At 71.4% G+C, this 19,319-nt stretch carries 16 protein-coding genes; 5 read left to right on the top strand and 11 right to left on the bottom strand.

What is annotated here, in order from left to right:
- Positions 1-773: 773 nt before the first annotated feature.
- A complete protein-coding gene (locus tag WH85_RS30970) occupies positions 774-1,580 on the bottom strand; it encodes an IclR family transcriptional regulator (RefSeq protein WP_045745588.1) in 807 nt (268 codons plus the stop codon).
- Between the two features lie 114 nt (positions 1,581-1,694).
- Entirely contained in the window at positions 1,695-2,723 is a 1,029-nt protein-coding gene (locus WH85_RS30975; RefSeq protein ID WP_045745589.1) for a cellulose binding domain-containing protein, read from the bottom strand.
- A gap of 80 nt (positions 2,724-2,803) precedes the next feature.
- Between WH85_RS30975 and WH85_RS30980 the strand changes: the two genes are divergently transcribed.
- Positions 2,804-4,618 (top strand): rhamnogalacturonan lyase, encoded by a 1,815-nt coding sequence (locus WH85_RS30980; RefSeq protein WP_045745590.1) that lies wholly within the window; start codon positions 2,804-2,806, stop codon positions 4,616-4,618.
- 345 nt (positions 4,619-4,963) lie between these two features.
- Here WH85_RS30980 and WH85_RS30985 read toward each other — a convergent pair whose 3' ends face one another.
- Positions 4,964-5,440 carry a MarR family winged helix-turn-helix transcriptional regulator gene (locus WH85_RS30985; protein WP_045745606.1) on the bottom strand — a complete coding sequence of 159 codons (477 nt, stop codon included), beginning with the start codon at positions 5,438-5,440 and terminating at the stop codon, positions 4,964-4,966.
- Between the two features lie 87 nt (positions 5,441-5,527).
- Between WH85_RS30985 and WH85_RS30990 the strand changes: the two genes are divergently transcribed.
- Positions 5,528-6,448, top strand: coding sequence for an alpha/beta fold hydrolase (locus WH85_RS30990; protein WP_045745591.1), 921 nt, complete (start codon positions 5,528-5,530; stop codon positions 6,446-6,448).
- Between the two features lie 314 nt (positions 6,449-6,762).
- Here the strand turns inward: WH85_RS30990 and WH85_RS30995 are convergent, their stop codons facing one another.
- The 3 genes from WH85_RS30995 to WH85_RS31005 all read right to left on the bottom strand — a co-directional run bounded on the left by WH85_RS30995 (position 6,763) and on the right by WH85_RS31005 (position 11,214).
- The gene (locus tag WH85_RS30995; RefSeq protein WP_045745607.1) at positions 6,763-8,124 is read right to left on the bottom strand and encodes a (Fe-S)-binding protein; all 1,362 of its coding nucleotides are present in this window, start codon (positions 8,122-8,124) and stop codon (positions 6,763-6,765) included.
- Positions 8,125-8,449: 325 nt separating this feature from the next.
- Positions 8,450-9,601 carry an FAD-binding oxidoreductase gene (locus WH85_RS31000; protein WP_045745592.1) on the bottom strand — a complete coding sequence of 384 codons (1,152 nt, stop codon included), beginning with the start codon at positions 9,599-9,601 and terminating at the stop codon, positions 8,450-8,452.
- Positions 9,601-11,214, bottom strand: coding sequence for an FAD-linked oxidase C-terminal domain-containing protein (locus WH85_RS31005; protein WP_083449386.1), 1,614 nt, complete (start codon positions 11,212-11,214; stop codon positions 9,601-9,603). The genes WH85_RS31000 and WH85_RS31005 overlap by 1 nt, the downstream gene beginning before the upstream one ends.
- A 143-nt stretch (positions 11,215-11,357) precedes the next feature.
- Between WH85_RS31005 and WH85_RS31010 the strand changes: the two genes are divergently transcribed.
- A complete protein-coding gene (locus WH85_RS31010; protein WP_045745593.1) occupies positions 11,358-12,050 on the top strand; it encodes a hypothetical protein in 693 nt (230 codons plus the stop codon).
- A 693-nt stretch (positions 12,051-12,743) separates the two neighbouring features.
- Positions 12,744-13,151, top strand: coding sequence for a helix-turn-helix domain-containing protein (locus WH85_RS31015; protein ID WP_045745594.1), 408 nt, complete (start codon positions 12,744-12,746; stop codon positions 13,149-13,151).
- Here WH85_RS31015 and WH85_RS31020 read toward each other — a convergent pair.
- Positions 13,102-14,226, bottom strand: a complete 1,125-nt coding sequence (locus tag WH85_RS31020; RefSeq protein WP_045745595.1) for an MAB_1171c family putative transporter — start codon at positions 14,224-14,226, stop codon at positions 13,102-13,104. The two genes, WH85_RS31015 and WH85_RS31020, sit on opposite strands and share 50 nt — an antisense overlap.
- Positions 14,223-14,753 carry a hypothetical protein gene (locus tag WH85_RS31025; protein ID WP_211275500.1) on the bottom strand — a complete coding sequence of 177 codons (531 nt, stop codon included), beginning with the start codon at positions 14,751-14,753 and terminating at the stop codon, positions 14,223-14,225. The genes WH85_RS31020 and WH85_RS31025 overlap by 4 nt, the downstream gene beginning before the upstream one ends.
- 227 nt (positions 14,754-14,980) lie before the next feature.
- Here WH85_RS31025 and ppdK point away from each other — a divergent pair, with 227 nt between their 5' ends.
- Positions 14,981-17,659, top strand: coding sequence for a pyruvate, phosphate dikinase (gene ppdK / locus WH85_RS31030; RefSeq protein WP_045745597.1), 2,679 nt, complete (start codon positions 14,981-14,983; stop codon positions 17,657-17,659).
- A gap of 186 nt (positions 17,660-17,845) precedes the next feature.
- Here the strand turns inward: ppdK and WH85_RS31035 are convergent, their stop codons facing one another.
- The 3 genes from WH85_RS31035 to WH85_RS52430 all read right to left on the bottom strand — a co-directional run.
- On the bottom strand, positions 17,846-18,052 hold the full coding sequence (locus WH85_RS31035; protein ID WP_045745598.1) for a DUF397 domain-containing protein: 207 nt from the start codon (positions 18,050-18,052) through the stop codon (positions 17,846-17,848).
- Complete coding sequence (locus WH85_RS31040) at positions 18,045-18,947, bottom strand: helix-turn-helix domain-containing protein (protein WP_052720926.1); 903 nt, start codon at positions 18,945-18,947, stop codon at positions 18,045-18,047. The genes WH85_RS31035 and WH85_RS31040 overlap by 8 nt, the downstream gene beginning before the upstream one ends.
- A gap of 156 nt (positions 18,948-19,103) precedes the next feature.
- Positions 19,104-19,319, bottom strand: a 216-nt coding sequence (locus tag WH85_RS52430; RefSeq protein WP_211275501.1) for a hypothetical protein, incomplete at its 5' end; no start/stop codon positions are given.

Consider the following 19,319-nt stretch of genomic DNA (forward strand, 5'->3'; position numbering starts at 1 on the left):
ATAGGTGTTTCCCGTCGGTGAACGTCAATGCCGTTCTCAGGGTCGTCGCCGTCGTACGGCGCTCTCGTCGTCCCGCCGGCTGCCGGAGCCTTCATAGTGCATCGAGATGGTCGGTGCGGTGAGTCGCCCTGAACGCACGTGGAGCCTGAACGCACGTGGAGCCTGAACGCACGTGGAGCCTGAACGCACGTGGAGCCTGAACGCACGTGGAGCCTGAACGCATATGGGAAGAGGCGAGCAGGGTCCCGTGTCGTTGTCACCATCTGAACGCCTGCTTCCGCCTGGCTCGCAGGCCGAGCAGAGTCCGCTGGTAAGAACGTCCCACCGACGAGAACGTCCTCCGAGCCGGGCTCTCGTCGCAGCCCCGGCGGCGCGGCGACGATGGTGGGGTGCGCGTGGACCGCGTTTGCCGACGCGCCGTCCGTGCGCCCGGCCTGACCCGGCTCAACGGTGGCCGATGCCCGGGATCCCCCGCCCGTGCTCCCGGGCATCGCCCACCCGTTGCCCGCTCCCGCGCCGCGAGAATCCGGTCGTCCGGGTTCGGTTGTTGTACGGGTCCGGTCGTTGTCCACATCGGGTCGTTGTCCACAGGCCGCCCGCCGAGGTCCGCGCTTCGCGGGACAATGTTTGCGGGGGCTTCCCCCAGGGAGGGTGGGGTCCGCGCGGGGCGGGTCCACGCGGGGCGGGTCCACGCGGAGTGGGTCCATGCGGGCCGGGGGACTGCGGCGTGCGCGCGAACGAAGCGACGCCCACAGCCGGCGTGGGGCGGGTGGTCAGTTGGGGCTGGCGTGGGCCACCACCGCGCGGCTTGCGCGTACGGCGCCCAGGCGGACCACGCGTTCCAGTGCGCGCCGGTCGGTCTGCAGGCGGGCCGTCGGGAGGGAGACCGCGACCGCCCCGATGAAGCGGCCGGCGGCGTCGTTCACCGGGGCGGCGATGCAGCTCAGGTCGGGGCGGAACTCGTTGACCTCGACGGCCAGGCCGGAGCCGCGGACCTGGTGGAGTTGCCGGAGGAGGCGGCCGCGGTCGGTCACCGTGTCGGGGGTGACCGCGGGGGTGCCGGTGCGGTTCAGGAGGGCCTCGCGGTCGGCGGGGTCCAGGGTGGCCAGCATCAGTTTGCCGAAGGCGGTGGCGTGTGGGGCGCCGTGGAAGCCGACGCTGAGGGTGTCGGCGCTCGGGTGGGCGGGGCAGGCGTCGACGTGCGCGACGATCATCTCGGTGTTGCGCAGGGTGGCGTAGTAGGCGGCGGCGTGGGCCTGGCGGTGGACCACGGCGGCGACCCGGCGGACCGCGGGCGGCGGGGCGATCTGCTGGTGCAGCGCGCGGGCCAGGTCGTCGACGTGGTGGCCCAGGGCGTACGCGTGTTCGTCGGCGAGGTGGACCAGGTAGTCGCCGGTGACCAGGGTGGTCAGCAGGTGGTACGTGGTGGGCAGGGTCAGGCCCAGGTCGCGGGCCACCTCACGGGCGGTGATCGGGCCGTCGGCGGTGGCCACCCGGTCGAGGACGCGCATGGCCCGTTCCACGGATTGCAGGACACCGCTGCCGCCGCTGGTTCCGCCCCCGGTCATGCCCCCAGTCATGCCCCCAGAGTGGTGGGCCGGTCGGCCGGGCGGAACCCACCCGACCGATGGCGCGAAACAACGTGGGCGCAGGACGGGTTGCGGCCGTCAGCGCGTACCCCGGAAATGTGGTTTTCAGGGAAGTGCGGCGGCGAGGGCGGGGTACCAGCGGTCGGCGATCTTGACGTTGCCGGCGTCGTTCGGGTGGACGCCGTCGTAGGTGTCGGTGGTGGTGTCGAAACCGGTCCACTGGTCGACGACGGTGATCGGGGAGGCGGTGGTGGTCAGTGACGCGGCCCAGGCCGGGATGGCGGCGTTGAGGGCGACCACCCGCTGCCCGCAGTCGGTGCAGGTGGACGGGTTCAGCGGGATGATCTGCGCGACGATGATCTTCATGGCCGGGTTGGTGGCGCGCATCTGCTGGACCAGGGTGGTGTACGCGGCGAGGATCGTGGACGTGGACAGGTTGCTCCACGCGTCGTTGGTGCCGAAGTGCATGAGCACCACGTCCGGGTCGGTGGCGGCGAGCCAGCCGGGGAGCAGGTTCTGCGAGGCGACGTTGGTGGCCAGGTAGCCGCCGTGGCCCTCGTTCTCGCCGTCGTAGTCGAAGCCGCAGCCCTGGCCGGGCAGGGTGCCGACGAAGTCGACCTCGTCGGCGGGGAGTTTCTGCCAGAGCAGGGCCCGCCAGCAGCCGGGCGAGCCGGTGATCGAGTCTCCGAGTGGCATGATCTTGACTCGCGAAGGGGAGCCGGGATCATCGGGAGTGGTCGAACCGGTGCACGTGACGCCGTTGAGGGCGAACGACGTGGGGGCCGGGTTGGAGCCCGTCCAGGAGCCGTTGAAGCCGAACGAGGCGGTGCCGCCGGTGGGGACGGCACCGTTCCAGGCGGCGTTACGGACGGTCACGGCGGCGCCGGACTGGGTGACGCTGCCGTTCCAGAGCTGGGTGACGCTCTGCCCGGCGGTGAACGTGAACACCAGCGACCAGGAGGTGAGCGGATCGCCCAGGTTGGTGATGTCGACGGCGGCGCCGAAACCGCCGGCCCACTGGCTGCCGACGGTGTACTTCACCGTGCAGCCGGCTGCGGCGTCGGCCCTGGTGGCGACGGTGAGGCTGCCGGACACCAGGAGGACGGTGAGGGCGGCCGAGATGGTACCTCGCATGGGATCTCCTTGACGTGAGGACGGAGAACGCGCAGGCTGGGAGCGCTCCCATCAATGTACATCTATGTGAGGAGGGAGAAATGGCTCTATCCCCGAGAGCTGTTTCCCGCAGATCCCTGGCGACGGCCCTCACCGTCGTCACCGTCGGTGCCGGAGCTCTGGTCGCGGCGCAGGCCGTCGCGGCACCCCCACCCCCGCCGCTCACCGACGGCAGACAGCGCGAGAACCTCGACCGCGGCGTGGTCAGCGTCCACTCCGGCGCCGGCAACCTGGTCAGCTGGCGGCTGCTCGCCACCGACCCGGCCGCGGTCGGGTTCAACGTCTACCGTGGCAGCACCAAACTCACCGCGTCACCGGTGACCACTTCGACGAACTACCTCGACGCCGGTGCGGCGGCCGGCGAGTCGTACACGATCCGTCCCGTCGTGAACGGCACCGAACAGGCCGCGTCCGCCGCGTCACTGAGCTTCGCCAACGGGTACCTCGACGTGCCGATCCAGAACCCCAACAGCTCGTTGTACGCGGCGAGCGACGCCAGCGTCGGCGATCTGGACGGCGACGGCAAACTGGACCTGGTCCTCAAGTGGGAACCGCTGAACGCCAAGGACAACTCGCAGTCCGGCGTCACCGATGTGGTCTACATCGACGGCTACAAACTGGACGGCACCCGGCTGTGGCGCATCAACCTGGGCCGCAACATCCGGGCCGGTGCGCACTACACCCAGTTCCAGGTGTACGACTACGACGGTGACGGCGACGCCGAGATCGCCATGAAGACCGCCGACGCCACCGTCTCCGGCACCGGTCAGGTGATCGGGAACGCGGCCGCGGACTACCGCAACTCCAGCGGGTACATCCTGACCGGTCCGGAGTTCCTGACCGTGTTCGACGGGCGGACCGGTGCTGCCCTGTCGACGGTCGACTACGTGCCGGCGCGCGGGACGGTCTCGTCGTGGGGCGACTCGTACGGCAACCGCGTCGACCGGTTCCTGGCCGGCACGGCGTACCTGGACGGGGCCCGGCCCAGCATCATCATGGCGCGCGGCTACTACACCCGCAGCGTCGTCGCCGCCTGGGACTTCCGCAACGGCACGCTGACCCGGCGGTGGACGTTCGACAGCAACTCGTCGACGAACGGCTCGGCCTGGACGGGACAGGGCAACCACCAGTTGTCCATCGCCGACGTGGACGCCGACGGCAGGGACGAGATCCTGTACGGGTCGATGGCGATCGACGACAACGGCTACGGGCTGTGGACCAACGGGCAGGGGCACGGCGACGCGTACCACGTCAGCGACCTGATTCCGAGCCGCGCCGGGCTGGAGTTGTGGCACGTCAACGAGAGCACGACGAAGCTCGCCGCGTACATGGCCGACGCCCGCACCGGGGCGATCATCTGGTCGAACCCGACGTGCGGCTGCGACAACGGTCGCGGCGTGTCGGCGGACATCTACGCGGGCAGTGCCGGCGCGGAGTCCTGGTCGTCGGCGGTGTCCGGCCTGTTCAACACGTCCGGCACCAACATCGGGCGCAAACCGTCGAGTGCGAACTTCGTGATCTGGTGGGACGGCGACGCGCAGCGGGAACTGCTCGACCAGACTCGGATCGACAAGTACGGCACGTCGGCGGACACCAACCTGCTGACCGCCTCCGGGGTGCACTCGAACAACAGCACCAAGGCGACGCCGTCGCTGTCCGGCGACATCCTCGGCGACTGGCGTGAGGAGGTGATCTGGCCGACGACCGACAACACGAAGCTGCGCATCTTCAGCACGCCGACGTCGACGGGCATCCGGGCGATCACCCTGCTGCACGACATCCAGTACCGCGAGGCGCTGGCCTGGCAGAACACCGCCTACAACCAGCCGCCGCACCCGAGCTTCTCGATCGGCTGAGCAACCGGGCGCGTCCGGGCAGCGTGGGGAGCTGGGGGGTTTGTCTCGCATGCCGGGGCGCGTCCGGCACGGTGTGGGCGTCGCCGGGCGCGGAGGGCGCCCGGGCGGCCACGCCGGCTGCGGGCCTGGGCACGCGCCGGATGGAGCAGTCGCGATCCGGCGCGTGTGCCGCAGCCTGTGGGGAGTGCGCGGGGAGGGGTGGTCCCGACCCTGGCCCGCGCACTCCCCATGACCGGGTGACCGGTGTGGCACGGCGGCTGGTCACCCGTGCGGTGTCCAGCAGTTCTCGAAGACCGGTGCGGGCCGATCGAGAACCCTGATCGACCCGCGTGCGGCGCCGGGCGCCTAGCGCAGTTCCTGTCCCGCCGCCCAGCCCGGAGCGTCGAGGTTGATGGGCGAGTCGCCGACGAACTGTTCGAGCTGCGTTTCCAGCTCGGCGAGTTCGGCGGTGCCCAGGCGCGTCTCCCAGCGGGCCCGCACCTCGTCGAAGATCGCCGTGCCCTCAGTGATCAGCCCGATCCCGTGATCGGTGATCCGGATGTTCTTGCGGCGGATGTCGGCGGGATCGGTCTCGGTGGTGACGTACCCGCGTTCGACGAGCGCGGCGATCGTCTTCGCCGCGGCCTGCTTGGTGATGGCGAGTCGGCGGGCCAGGTCCGAGGCGCTGTCGGCGCCGGCCCGGATGGCCCGGATCGCGTACTCGTGCGACGGCCGGGCGTCGGGGTATCCCCGGTTCGCCAGCTCCCGGACCACTTCGTCCACCAGATTGCGATAACTGCCCAGGAGGAGCAGGGCGAGATCGGCACCGGATCGTGAGGACATGACCACAGTCTAGATCCCGCCTTGACATGGACAACCAGGTTGACCAACACTGAAGTCAACCTGGTTGTCTATTTCGGGAGTCATCGCATGACCAGCTCTTTCGTGACCGCCTCGCCCGCCGTGGCGGGCGTCACGCACCACACCGCCGAGGTCAACGGCACCACGTTGCACTACGTCTCGGCGGGCGACACCGGCTCCCCGATCCTGCTGGTACACGGGTGGCCGGAGTCCTGGTGGGCCTTCCGCGACGTCATCCCGCTGCTCGCCGCCACCCACCGGGTGTTCGCCGTCGACCTGCGCGGCTTCGGCGACTCCGGCATCGCCGACGGCGACCACGACTTGACCACCATGGCGGAGGACCTGCACCGGCTGGTCGCCCACCTCGGCGTCGGGCCCGTGCACGTGACCTGCCAGGACATCAGCGGCGGGCCGGTCTTCGCGTTCGCGGCCACGCACCCCGGCGACGTCCTCAGCCTCACCGCCGTCGAGACCACCCTTCCGGGGTACGGCTGGGAGATGCTGGCCGACGTGAAGAACGGCGGCTCCTGGCACGTGGGATTCCTGGCCGCCCCGGGAATTGCGGAGCTGTTCCTGGCCGGCCGCGAACGAGTGATCATCGACTGGGCCGTCTCGGCGATGACGACGGTGCCGGGCGGGGTCACCGAGGCCGACCTCGACGAGTTCGCCCGCACCTACGCGCGGCCGGACGGCTGGCGCGGCACCGCAGGGCTCTACCGTTCCTCCCTGACCGGCGGCGACCGGATGCGGGCACTGGCCGAGTCGCGGCCGCTGACCGTTCCCGTGCTCGCCGTCGACGGCGTCAACGCTCCCTTCACCGAGCTGACCATGCGCCAGGTCGCCGGCGACGTCACCGCGGTCACGGTCCCGGACGTGGGGCATTTCGTCGCGCAGGAGGCGCCCGCCGCCTTCGCCACCGCGGTCGGCGCCTTCACCGACCGTGTCGACCGGAGGCGCGCAACGGCCGAGTCCCCGCACCGCCACCCGTGAACCTGCGCCGGCCACCCCACCACCGCGCCGGGACGGCAGAGCACATACGCCTCGGCGGGACCGGAGCCTGATCCATCGAACACGGCGCGTTCGACACCAGTCACCTGTACACGTGTTCATGGTCAGGGTGCGAAGCCCGTCCGTGTGGTGACTTCAGGCGCGCTGGGCGCCCGAAGTCGCCACACCCGTCGTGGACTGTGGTGAACACGGCCGTGCTGGGTGCCCGTAGTCGCCACACCCGTCGTGGACCGTGGTGATTACGAACGCGCTGTGCCGCCCCAAATCACCACACGGACGCTGACCGTGACAGGTGTCTAGGCGGGTCTGGTCAGGCGTTCGACAGGGAGTCCGCGGATCGAGGCGTCCAGGACCTGCGCGGTGTGCGCGAGCGCCACCGGCCGGTCGCCGCGCCGGCGGATCGCGGACGCCACCTGCATGAGGCAACCGGGATTCGCGGTCACCAGCAACGACGCCCCGGTGTCCAGCACGGCCGCGGCCTTCCGGTCGCCCAGTTCGGCGGCGGGTTCCGGGTTCAGCACGTTCCACACCCCCGCCGAGCCGCAGCAGATGTCCGCGTCGGCGATCGGGCGGACCTCCAACTCCGGTATCCCGGCCAGCAACTGCCGCGGCTGCGCGCGGATGCCCTGCGCGTGCGCCAGATGGCACGCGTCGTGGTAGGCCACGGTGACCGGCAGCGGATGCCGGCGCGCCACCGGACCCAGCTCGACCAGGATCTCCGCCAGGTCGCGGACCCGCGCGGCGAACCGGGCCGCCCGCTCCGCGTACTCCGGGTCGTCGGCGAGCAGTTCGCCGTACTCCTTCAACGACGAACCACACCCCGCCGCGTTGATCACGATGTAGTCCATCGCGGTCATCTCGAACAGGTCGATCAGGCGGCGGGCGAAACCCTGCGCCTCGGCCCGCCGTCCGTTGTGCACACTCAATGCGCCACAACAGCCCTGACCGGGCGGGATCAGCACGTCACAGCCGTCGGCGGCGAGCACCCGGGCGGTCGCCGCGTTGACCTCCGGGAAGAACGCCGACTGGACACAACCGGTCAGCATGCCGACGACCGCACGCCGCTGCCCCCGCGCGGGCACGCGACCGGGCGTGCGGGGCACGCTGCGCAGCCGCGGCGCCAGGCCGTCCAGAGCGGCGAGGCTGGGTGCCACCCGGCGCAGGAGGCCGCTGCGGCCCACGAGCTTCTGAAGACCCGTTCTCTGGTACGCGTGAAGCGGCCCCCGCAGAACACGCAGGCGTCGCGGGTACGGGAACAGGGCGAACACCGCCCGCCGCAGGGCACGTTCCCGCAGCGGCCGGTCGTGGCGGCGTTCCACCTGGGCCCGGGTGTCCTCGATGAGCCGGTCGTACCGTACCCCCGACGGGCAGGCGGTCACACAGGCCATGCAGCCGAGACAGTTGTCGAAGTGACCGGCCATGCGGGCGCTGAGCGGCTCGCCCTCGAGACCCTGTGCCATCAGGTGGATCCGGCCGCGCGGCGAGTCCATCTCCTCGCCCCACAGCGTGTACGTCGGGCAGCTCGGCAGGCAGAACCCGCAGTGCACGCAGTCGGCCACCAGGTCGGCCCGCGGCGGGCGGTCGCCGTCGAACGCGGGATCCGTTCCGCCGCCGGCCGGGCCACCGACGACGGGTCCACCCCGCTCGGCGGCTCGCAGCGCGTCGGCCGGAGGGGGAGCACCGGCGGAACCCGGGAGCCGTGCGCTGGAGAGATCCGGGGCTGTAGCCGGGGCAGTAGCCGGAACCGGGGCCGGGGCCGGGGCCGTAGCAGGGGTTGGAACCTTTTTCGGATCCGGAGCTGGAGCCGGATCCTGAACCGGGTCGACGCCGACGGAAGGGGCGCGGGGCGGTGGAGTTGCGTTCGTGGGGCTGTCGGGTGGGGGAGTTGCGTTCGCGAGGCCGTCGGGTGGCGGAGTTGCGTTCGCGAGGCCGTCGGGTGGGGGAGTTCCGGGTCCCGGGTTGGCGTCCACATCGGCCATCGGCTCAGATCCCTCCCACGAAACGGCCCGGGGCGAACCGGTGCCCCGGATCGAACCGGTCCTTGACCCGCCGCATCAGCGCCAGCCCCGGAACCGGGCCCCACATGTCCAGTGCCGGGCGCACCCCGTCCGGCGCGGTGAGGACCACCGCGTGCCCGCCGGCCCGCACGGCCGCCGCGCGCAGCAGCGCGACCCGGGCGTGCGGGTCGCCGCCGTCGGCCGGGAAACCCGCGTGCAGCACACCGGCCCCGGCTGAGCCGCTGACCGTCGCGCCCGCGCCCACCGCGGTCGCCACCAGTGCCGGGACCTGGGAGAGCACCCCGGTCAGCTTGACGGTCACGTCACCCGGCGGCATCGCACCCCACCACGGTGGCGGGTCCGCGGACACCTCGCCGTCGAGCAGCCGGGCCATCTCCGCGGACCGGTCGCGGACACCGGCGGGAGTGCCTTCGAGCAGCACCGCCAGTTCCGGGTCGGCGCCGGGGACGGCGTGCACCTCGAGAGCGCTGGCGGCCGGCTGGGCGGCGAGCACCCGCGCGGCCTGACCGGGCGGTGCTTTCGCGCGTACGAAGGAATGCGCCGCAGGCTCGGGGTGCAGCCGGAACACGCACTCGGTGATCAGCCCGAGGGTGCCGAAGGCGCCGGTGTAGAGCTTGCCCAGGTCGTAACCGGCGACGTTCTTCACGACCTTGCCGCCGGAACGGGTGACCACCCCGTCCGGGCGGATCACGGTGATGCCGATCAGCAGGTCGCGGGCGGTGCCGTAGCGCAGGCGGCGCGGTCCGCTGGCGTTCGCGGCGACCGTGCCGCCGGCGGTGGCGCCGTCCGGGGCGTCGAGGGCCAGCTGCTGGCCGGGCAGCCGGTGCAACCGGGACATCGGGGTGCCGGCCCGGACCACGGTGATCAGATCCCCGGCCGCGTGCTCGACCACCCCGGTCAGCCGCCGCGTGTCGATGATCAGGTCGAGGGCGCGCGGCGGCGGTCCCCAGTGGAGTTTGGTGCCGCCGCCGCGGATCACGACGTGCAGGTCCCGGGCGGCGGCGACGAGGGCGGCGGCCTGCGCGGTGTCGGCGGGCGCGGCGACCAGGTGGGCGGGCACCCCCGCGACGTGGTCGTCGTCGCCGGCCGGGACGGCGAGGTCGTCGAGGGCGCTCATCAGAAGACCTCCCCGAGCCCGGCCTCCTGCAGCGGGTGGGCGCCGGAGTGCACACCCGGCCGTTCCCCGCACAGCCGCGGCGTGGGGAAGACCTTGCCCGGGTTGGCCAGGCCGTCCGGGTCGAACGCGCACCGCACCAGATGCATGGTCTCCAGGTCGTCGGCGGAGAACATCAGCGGCATGTACCGGGACTTGTCCATCCCCACCCCGTGCTCCCCGGTGATCGAACCGCCGTGTTCGATGCAGAGTTCCAGGATCGCCCCGGACACCGACTCGGCGCGTTCCGCCTCCCCGGGCCGGGAGTCGTCGAACAGGACGAGCGGGTGCAGGTTCCCGTCGCCGGCGTGGAACACGTTCGCCACCCGGAACCCGTGCACGCCGGCCACCTCACCGATGCGCCGCAGCACCTCGGGCAGTGCAGTCCGCGGGATCACCCCGTCCTGCACCAGGTAGTTGGGGCTGATCCGGCCGACCGCGGCGAACGCCGACTTGCGGCCCCGCCAGATCAGCTGCCGTTCGGTGTCGTCGGCGGCGACCCGGGTCTCGAACGCGCCGGCCTCGTCGCAGAGGCGGGTGACCTGCTCGAACTGGGCCTGCACCTCGGCCGCCGGACCGTCCAGTTCGACGATCAGGACCGCGCCCGCCCCGGCCGGATAGTCACAGTGCACCGCGGCCTCGGCGGCCTCGACGGCGAGCGCGTCCATCATCTCGACGGCGGCCGGCACCACCCCGGCCGCGATGATCGCCGAGGTGGCGGCGCTGGCCTGGTCGACGGTGCGGAAGGCGGCGAGCAGCGTCCGTACGGTGGCCGGCAGCCGGGTCAGCCGGACGGTGACCTCGGTGGCGATGCCCAGCGTCCCCTCCGAGCCGACGAACGCGCCGAGCAGGTCGTATCCGGGGGTGTCCGGGGCGTCCCCGCCGAGCCGGACCAGTTCACCGTCCGGGGTGACGATCTCCAGCCCGGTCACGTGGTTGGTGGTGAAGCCGTACTTGAGACAGTGCGCGCCGCCGGCGTTCTCCGCGACGTTCCCGCCGATCGAGCAGATCTGCTGGCTGGACGGGTCCGGGGCGTAGTAGTAGCCGTACGGTTCGGCGGCCCGGCTGACCTGCAGGTTGATCACACCGGGCTGGACCACGGCGCGTTCGTCGGCGGGCCGCACCGCGAGGATGTCGCGCAGCTGCGAGGTCACGATCAGCACCCCGTCGGCGTGCGGCAGCGCCCCGCCGGACAGTCCGGTGCCGGAACCCCGGGCGACGAACGGGACACCGCCGTCGGCGCAGGCGCGGACCACGGCGGCGACCTGCCCGGCGGTACGCGGGAGGACGACGAGCGCGGGGACGACCCTGTACTGGGCGAGGCCGTCGCATTCGTACGTACGCAACTGCTGCCGGTCGGTGAGCACCTGCCCCTGCCCGAGCACGTCCCGCAGCCGCGCCGCGAGGGCGTCGATGGCCGGCGATCGGACCGCGGGTGTGCCGGGCGTGAGGGCGCCGGACGAGGGCGTGCCGGACGCGGGCGTTCCAGCCGTGGGTGTGCCGGAGGTGAGGGCGCCGGGCGCGGGCGTGCCGGATCCGGACGTGAGGGCGCCGGATGTCGGCTCGTCGGCTGCCATCACGACCTCCTCGAGGTTGTCGCCTGCCCTGCCACGCTAACCCGTGATCACCGTCACGCGCGACGGGTAGCCGCGGGGTCACCGGGCGTACCGTCCGTGTCCTGGCTTTTCGCAGGCCCGGGTACGTCTGACAGGATGGCCCGATGTTCCCGACCGGCAGAACCCTCCGCGTCGCCACGATCGCCGCCTGCGCCCTGGTCCTGGCGGCCGGCTGCTCCGACGACGGCGACGACACCCCGTCCGAAGGCCTGGTCAGCGCCACCACCATGCGCGGCGCGTTCCTGCAGGCCTCCGAGATCGGGCAGTCCTGGGCCGCCCCGCAGGAGAGCGCAGCCCCGCAGCAGATGGTCAGTTTCTGCGGCGGCACGAGCACGCCACCCGAGGTGCCCCCGGGCGCCGAGGTGGTCACCTCGTCGCTCGCCGACGAGGGTGAGAAGGGCGCGCAGACACTGCACCAGAACGCCCTGGTCTACGGCGACGCGGCCAGCGCCGAGTCCGGTCTGGCGCTGCTGCGCGCGGTCGCCGTCCAGTGCCCCGGCTCGGTGAAGGTGGAGCAGACCGTCACGGCGGACCGCAACGAGCCGTCGTACACCGAGACGGTCGAGGTCCGCGAGGTCGACGAGAGCGGCTGGAAGGGCTTCGTGATCGTCCGCCACAAGCTGTACGAGGCCGAGCACCCGGGCACCGCCGACACCGCCGTGGCCGTGCTGAACAGTCGCAACGTGGTGCTCGTCGACACGTACGCGGTCTACCGGTTGGACAACGCGTCCGCGGCCCCGAGTTTCGACGCCGACTGGCAGCGCCTGGTCGGGACGGTCGTCCAGCGGGTCGGCTGACGTTTTCCAGCGATTCGCCGGTCATCTCGGACCGCCGCCGGGATGGACAACCCGTCGCTCGTCGTCTAATGTTCGGCATGCGCCGTTGCGAGTTCTTCCCCCGTGGAATTCGCAGCGGCGCCCTTAATTTCCGGGCCGGGTGACGCCTTCCCCGCCGCGGACGATCATCGCCAGCCATCGCCATGGGCATTCCGGAGCACAGGAATTCGGCTGTTCCGCATGCGGCGTCATGGGCAATGTCGCGGATCGATGCTTCCAGCGGGTCCTTGTCGGCGTGATGACCAGCGCGAACTCCGGCAGGTGGCGCTGTCGGCGGGACCTCGGCGGAGCCTCGGTGGGGCGCGGTGACGTTGCCCGGGCGGGACCTTGGCGGGGCGTGGTGACGATGCCCCGCGGGCGGGACCTCGGCGGGGCGCGGCGACGATACCCGGGCGACGCCTCGGCGGGGCGTGGTGACGATGCCCCGGGCAGCGCCTCGGACGATCGTTGATCGGCCGTCCGTCCGATGCGGACTCGACCGTCCCGGTGACCTTTCTTGAGCGCTGTTCCACTGTGCCCTAGGCTTTCCTCCGGCTCGTCAACCACAGTTTATGGATCTGCCGACATCGGGGGATGTGCAGCCGCTCGCCGGCTGCCATGGTGGATCCGTCAACGGCGCGGTGAGCCGGTTCCGGCGGAGAACGGTGGTGCGGGGTGGCCGGCACGGAAGGCGTCTTCTCGATCGCGGAGAAGCTCGACCGCCTCTTCCGTGCCGCTGGTCGGCCGGAACCCAGTTACATGACGGTGGCTGACGGGATTCGGGACGGGCAGGGTGTCCCGATTTCCCACACCTACATCTGGCAGCTGCGCACCGGCCGCCGCGACAACCCGACGTTGCAGCACCTGACCGCGCTGGCGGCCTACTTCGGCGTGCCGGTGGCCTACTTCCTCGACGACGAGCAGGCCCGCCGGATCGACACCCAGCTGGGGCTGCTGAGCAGGCTGCGCGACGCCGGGGTCGCCGAGATCGCGCTGCGGGCCGCCGACGTGTCGCCCCGGGGCCGCGAAATGATCAGTGAGGCGATCCGCCAGGTCTGGGAGTCCGAGCACCCGCCCCGCTGACCGCGCCGGGGGAGCGGAACGCGGCGCTCACCCGGGACAACCAGGCGATCTCGTCGGCCATGTCCGGCCCGACCGGCGCCCAGCATCCCGGCACGGCCAGTGGCGGCTCACCGGCGGCCCGGCGGCGCAGGGCGAGCGCGATACCGCGCGCCTCCACCACCGCCGGATCGGTGCCGGCGTCGAGGGCCGTCCCCGAGCCCGCCGGCGGCAGGTGTTCGCGCAGCGCCAGCATGCCGTCCCGGATCTCGATCACACGGCGGTACTGACGCAGGCGTACCTCCGCGATGGTGATCTGATCCCGGGCGCGGGGCGCGGCAGGGAGCAGCACCACCTCCGGGAACGCGCCCCGGATCGCCGTCCACAGCGGCCGCAGCGCCCACAGCACGCGGTGGGCGCGGACCAGCTCACGCACCCGCAGGGCCGGCGGCGCCGCGCTGCCGACCAGGACCAGCGCCACCCCGGCGGTACGCAGCGCGCCGACCGGCGGGCCCACCGCGGCGAAGTCCACCGGCACGCCCGCGCCACGGGCCGCGACCAGCAGGATCCGGCCGGCGGCGTACCCGGCGATCAGCGCGATGCCCACGGCCATCGCCCGCATCCCGGTCCGGGGCACGCCCGCCGGGGCGGACCGGGCGATCCGCGCGCAGGCCCGCGCGCCCAGGACCAGGATCACCACCAGGTAGCCCTCGAAGACCGTCCAGTAGACGACCTCGGCCGGGGTGATCCCGGCGGTCTGCCGGTGCGGGCTGGTGCGCACCCCGCCGGGCACGGACATCGCCAGCACGGACATCACCAGGATCACCGCCGTGGTGAACGCCCACCGGGCGTGGTCGCGGCGGGCGCCGGTGACCAGGTCGATGAGGCGCAGCAGCAGGTGCGCGGCGGCCACCCCGCACAGGTGCGCCGCGAACGGCACGTCCCGGCCGGCGGCGACGGCGGGCGCGGCGATGCCGCCGGCGAGCGCGGCGGCGAACAGGCTGCCCCACAGCACGCGCCGGCGGTGACCGCGGCGCAGCGTGGGCAGCCGGATCAGGACCACGGCCCAGAGCAGGCCGAGGACCACCGCGGCGGTCATCCGCCGCCGAGCGCGTCGGTCATCCGGCCGAACGGGTCGTCGGGCGCCGGGGTGCCGGCCGTGCGGATCAGCGAGGCGAGCATCTCCGCCTCGTGTTCCTGCGGGTCGGTGTGCCCGGTGCGGCCGAGTGCCCGGCTGACCAGGGCCGGGTCGAGGTCCGGGAAGAGCCGGGTCAGCGTGCCGCCGGCGCCCGGCCCGGCGGAGTGCCCGCAGAGGATGTGGGCGATCTCGTGCAGCACGATGTGCTCGGCGTGCAGCGGCGAGGTGCCCGGGTCGAAGAAGACGTGGTCGGCGCCCGGCAGGCCCAGCCACAGACCGCACGGCAGGCCGGTTCCGGCGCCGAGGCCCGGCAGCGGCATGCGGTGCAGGGGCCGGTCCCGGTGGGCGGCGACCCCGGCACAGAACAGATCGAGATCGAAGGGGTACGGGACGCGCATGCCGTCCAGTCGCCGGGCGGACCGTTCCCGGATGTCGCGCATCGACCGTTGTGCTCGTCGTCCCGGGTCGCTCGAGAACAGCCGCCGCATCGACCGAAGGATACCTTGCACTACGGCAACGACCCGTCTCGTGCGCTTTCGTGCCCTCCCGTGCGCGTAGTTGCGCACTGTTAACGCTAACCGTGCAGGCTTGCCCGTGGCCCTGTGGAATTGCGCACCAGGCCGTTAACTATTCACCGTCATCGTGCTTAGCCTTACGAATCCCGGGGCAGGAACACACTTTGAGCCGCGGATTCTTAACCGGAGGTGGGTGCGGCATGAAGTTCGTCTACGACTTCTCCGAGGGCAACAAGGATCTCAAGGACCTGCTGGGTGGCAAGGGCGCCAATCTCGCGGAGATGACCAACCTCGGCCTGCCGGTCCCGCCCGGATTCACGATCACGACCGAGGCGTGCCGGGCGTACCTGCGCGACGGCGACCACGTCGACGGGCTCGCCGCCGAGATCGACGAGCATCTCGCCGCACTGGAGCGGCAGATGGGCCGGCGCCTCGGCGACGCCGACGACCCGCTGCTCGTCTCGGTCCGCTCCGGCGCCAAGTTCTCCATGCCCGGGATGATGGAGACCGTTCTCAACGTGGGCCTCACCGACGCGTCGGTGGCCGGGCTGTCCCGGCAGGCCGGCGGCAACGACCGGTTCGCGTGGGACTCGTACCGCCGTCTCATCCAGATGTTCGGCAAGACCGTGTGCGACGTGCCCGGCCACGAGTTCGAGGACGCCCTGCACGAGGCGAAGACCGCCAAGGGCGTCACCGACGACGTGCAACTGGACGCGGCGGACCTGCGCGAACTCGTCGCGGCGTACAAGAAGGTGTTCGCCGAACACACCGGTCACGAGTTCCCGCAGGACCCGCGGGACCAGATGGACCAGGCGGTCGCGGCGGTGTTCCGCAGCTGGAACGCCGACCGGGCGGTGCTCTACCGGCGGCAGGAGCGGATCCCCACCGACCTGGGCACCGCGGTCAACGTGGTGGCCATGGTGTTCGGCAACCTGGGCGCCGACTCCGGCACCGGCGTGGCCTTCACCCGCGACCCGGCCAGCGGGGAACAGGGCGTCTACGGCGACTACCTGGCCAACGCCCAGGGCGAGGACGTGGTGGCCGGCATCCGCAACACGCTCGCCCTCGCCGAACTGGAGAAACTCGACAAACGCTCGTACGACGAACTGATGCGGATCATGGCCACGCTGGAGGGCCACTACCGCGACCTGTGCGACATCGAGTTCACCATCGAACGCGGCAAACTGTGGATGCTGCAGACCCGGGTCGGCAAACGCACCGCGGCGGCCGCCTTCACGATCGCCGCGCAGCTCGTCGACGAAGGCGTGATCGACCTCGACGAGGCGCTCACCCGGGTCACCGGCGCCCAGCTCGGGCAGCTGATGTTCCCCCGTTTCGACCTCGCCGGCGACCCGTCCGCGCTGACCCGGGGCGTCGGCGCGTCCCCCGGCGCGGCGTACGGCGAGGTGGTGTTCACCTCCGAGCGGGCCGTGGAGGTCGCCGCCGGGGGCAAGCCGGTGATCCTGGTCCGGCGCGAGACCAACCCCGACGACCTGCCCGGCATGATCGCCGCGAACGGCATCCTGACCAGCCGCGGCGGCAAGACGTCCCACGCGGCGGTGGTGGCCCGCGGCATGGGCAAGACCTGCGTGTGCGGGGCCGACCAGGTCGCGGTGAGCGGGACCACGTTCACGGTCGGCGAGACCGTGGTCGAGGAGGGCGACGTCATCTCGATCGACGGCACCACCGGCCGGGTCTACCTCGGGGAGGTGCCGGTCCGGCCCAGCGAGGTCGTCCAGTACTTCGAGGGCGACCTGGACCCGGCCCGGGCCAACGACCCGCTCGTCGCGGCGGTGCACCGGATCCTCACCCACGCCGACTCCCGCCGGGCGCTGCGGGTACGGACCAACGCGGACACCGGCACGGACGCGGCCCGGGCCCGGCGCTTCGGCGCGCAGGGGATCGGCCTGTGCCGCACCGAGCACATGTTCCTCGGCGACCGCCGGGAACTCGTCGAACGGCTGATCCTGGCCCGGACCGACACCGACCGCGACGCCGCGCTGGCCGCCCTGCAGCCGCTGCAGCGGGCCGACTTCCTGGAGATCTTCCGCGAGATGAACGGCCTGCCGGTGACCATCCGGCTGATCGACCCGCCGCTGCACGAGTTCCTGCCGTCCCTGGAGGAACTCGCGGTGCGGGTGGCGGTGCAGCACGAACACGGCAGACGCGACGAACACGACGAACGACTGCTCGCCGCGGTCCGCCGGATGCACGAGCAGAACCCGATGCTGGGACTGCGCGGCGTCCGCCTCGGCCTGGTCATCCCCGGCCTGTTCGCGATGCAGGTGCGGGCCATCGCCGAAGCGGCGGTCGCGCTCGCCGCCGAGGGCGGCGCTCCGCGCCCCGAGATCATGGTCCCTCTGGTCGGTGCGGTGCAGGAGCTGGAGACGGTACGCGCGGAAGCCGAGCGGATCATCGCCGAGGTGATCGGCGACTCCCCGGTCGAGATCCTGATCGGCACGATGATCGAGGTGCCGCGGGCGGCCCTGACCGCCGGTCAGATCGCCGAGGCGGCCGAGTTCTTCTCCTTCGGCACCAACGACCTCACCCAGATGGCGTGGGGCTTCTCCCGCGACGACGTGGAGGGCGCCTTCTTCTGGCGGTACCTGGAACTCGGCATCTTCGGCATCTCCCCGTTCGAGTCGATCGACGCCGACGGGGTGGGCCGGCTGGTGAGGATCGCCACCGAGGAGGGCCGGGCCGCCCGTCCCGGCCTGAAACTGGGCGTCTGCGGTGAACACGGCGGCGACCCGGACTCGGTGCGGTTCTTCCACGAGGTGGGCCTGGACTATGTGTCCTGCTCGCCGTTCCGGGTGCCGATCGCCCGTCTGGAGGCCGGCCGCGCCGCCGTCGACACCGACGGCTCCGACCACCGCTGAGCGCGCTCGTCCCGCCAGGCTGACCGCGGTCGTCCCGCCGAGCTGAGCGCGGTCGTCCCGCCAGGCTGAGCGCGGTCGTCTCTTCAAGCTGAGCCTGGTTGTCTCTTCAACGGGGGCATCGATGGGGAAAGCCCCGGCGACGGTGAATTCGCCGGGGCTTTCCTGACCGATCAGTTCATGCGGCGATCAGCGGTCGAACTTTCCGGCCTTGACGTCGTCGATGAAACCGGTCCACGATTCGTGCTCGAAGAGCAGCGTCCCGCCGTCTCGATTCTTGGTGTCCCGCACAGCGACGATGTCCGGCAGATTGTCGCAGACTTCCACGCAGTTGTTGCCGCCGCTGGACCGGCTTGACTTGTGCCAGACGGCGCCCGTCAGATCATGGTCACTCATGCTGTTTCTCCCCTTGGCTTCTGAGGATCTCAGTGATCATCAGAGTCGATTGTTTCTCGTCCGCCGCCAGCTCCGCCAACGCCTTCCATGCCTCCTCGTGCGCCTGTACCTCGTTCGGTCGATCCAGGTACAGAGCACCCGTGAGCCCCTCGGAGAAGACAGTTGACGGCTCGCCGGCGCGCCCACCCACCAGTGGCGGAAAGTTGAGCACTGTGAAGCCGCCCGCGACGGACGCCGGGTGCGGCCCCACCGAAAGAGGTAACACCTGAACGGTCACGTTCGGCAGCTCATTCGCCATCAGAAGGTGGTGGAGCTGCTGCTGCATCGCCCCCGGAGCATCAAGGGCCGCCAACAGGACCCCCTCGGAGACGATCGCCTCGTAACGCGGCGGTGGCGGGGAGAACCGCCGTATCAACCGCTGCCGCTCCTGTTTCACGGCGATCCGGGGCGCCAGCGTCTCCTCGGGGACGCGGGGCCGTTCCGCGCGGAAGACCGCCTCGATGTACGCCGGAGCCTGCAACAGCCCGGGAATGATGCCGTTCTCGAACTGGCGGATCCGGGACGCGGACGCCTCGAGCCCGACATACAGTTCCGACCATTTCTCCAAGGCGCTGCTGTAGCTCTGCCACCAGCCGATCTCCTTGGACGCCTTGGCGAGTGCGACAGCGATCTCGGTGACCTCGTCGGGCATTCCGTAGAAACGGGCCAGCGATTCGATCTCGGTGGTCTTGACGGTGACGTTGGATTCACCGCTCTCCAGGCGCCACAGACGTTGATAGGAGCATTCGAGATAAGTGAAGGCATCCTTGATCGATACGCCGGCTCTCTCCCGGTATTCCCGGAGCAGCCGTCCCAGCTGGCGGCGGGGCACAGTCGAACCGGTGCCGTGGGACACGAATTTCCTCCCTCTCCCGCCAGGGGTCGGCGAGGGTTCTCATGGATTGTCCTTCCATCCACCATGGATGACCGGCGGTGCAACTTGCAATTTTGATAGATCCTTCGTGGATTTTTCATCTTGGCAGATTGCGGAGTGTGGGTAGGGCGGCAAGCATCAGGGCTGTGCGGCGGCCGTCGTCTTTCCCTTTGGCAGTCGGTCGCCGCGCCCGGCAAGGACACCGGCCGACAAGGACACCGGCCGGCCTGGCAGCAGGCAGGGCAGCCAGCTCGGCAGCAGGCAGGGCAGCCAGCTCGGCAGCGGGCAGGGCAGCCAGCTCGGCAGCGGGCAGGGCAGCCAGCTCGGCAGCGGGCAGGGCAGCCAGCTCGGCAG

It is taken from the genome of Actinoplanes rectilineatus, from assembly GCF_000962825.1.
GTDB classification, from domain to species: Bacteria; Actinomycetota; Actinomycetes; order Mycobacteriales; family Micromonosporaceae; genus Actinoplanes; species Actinoplanes rectilineatus.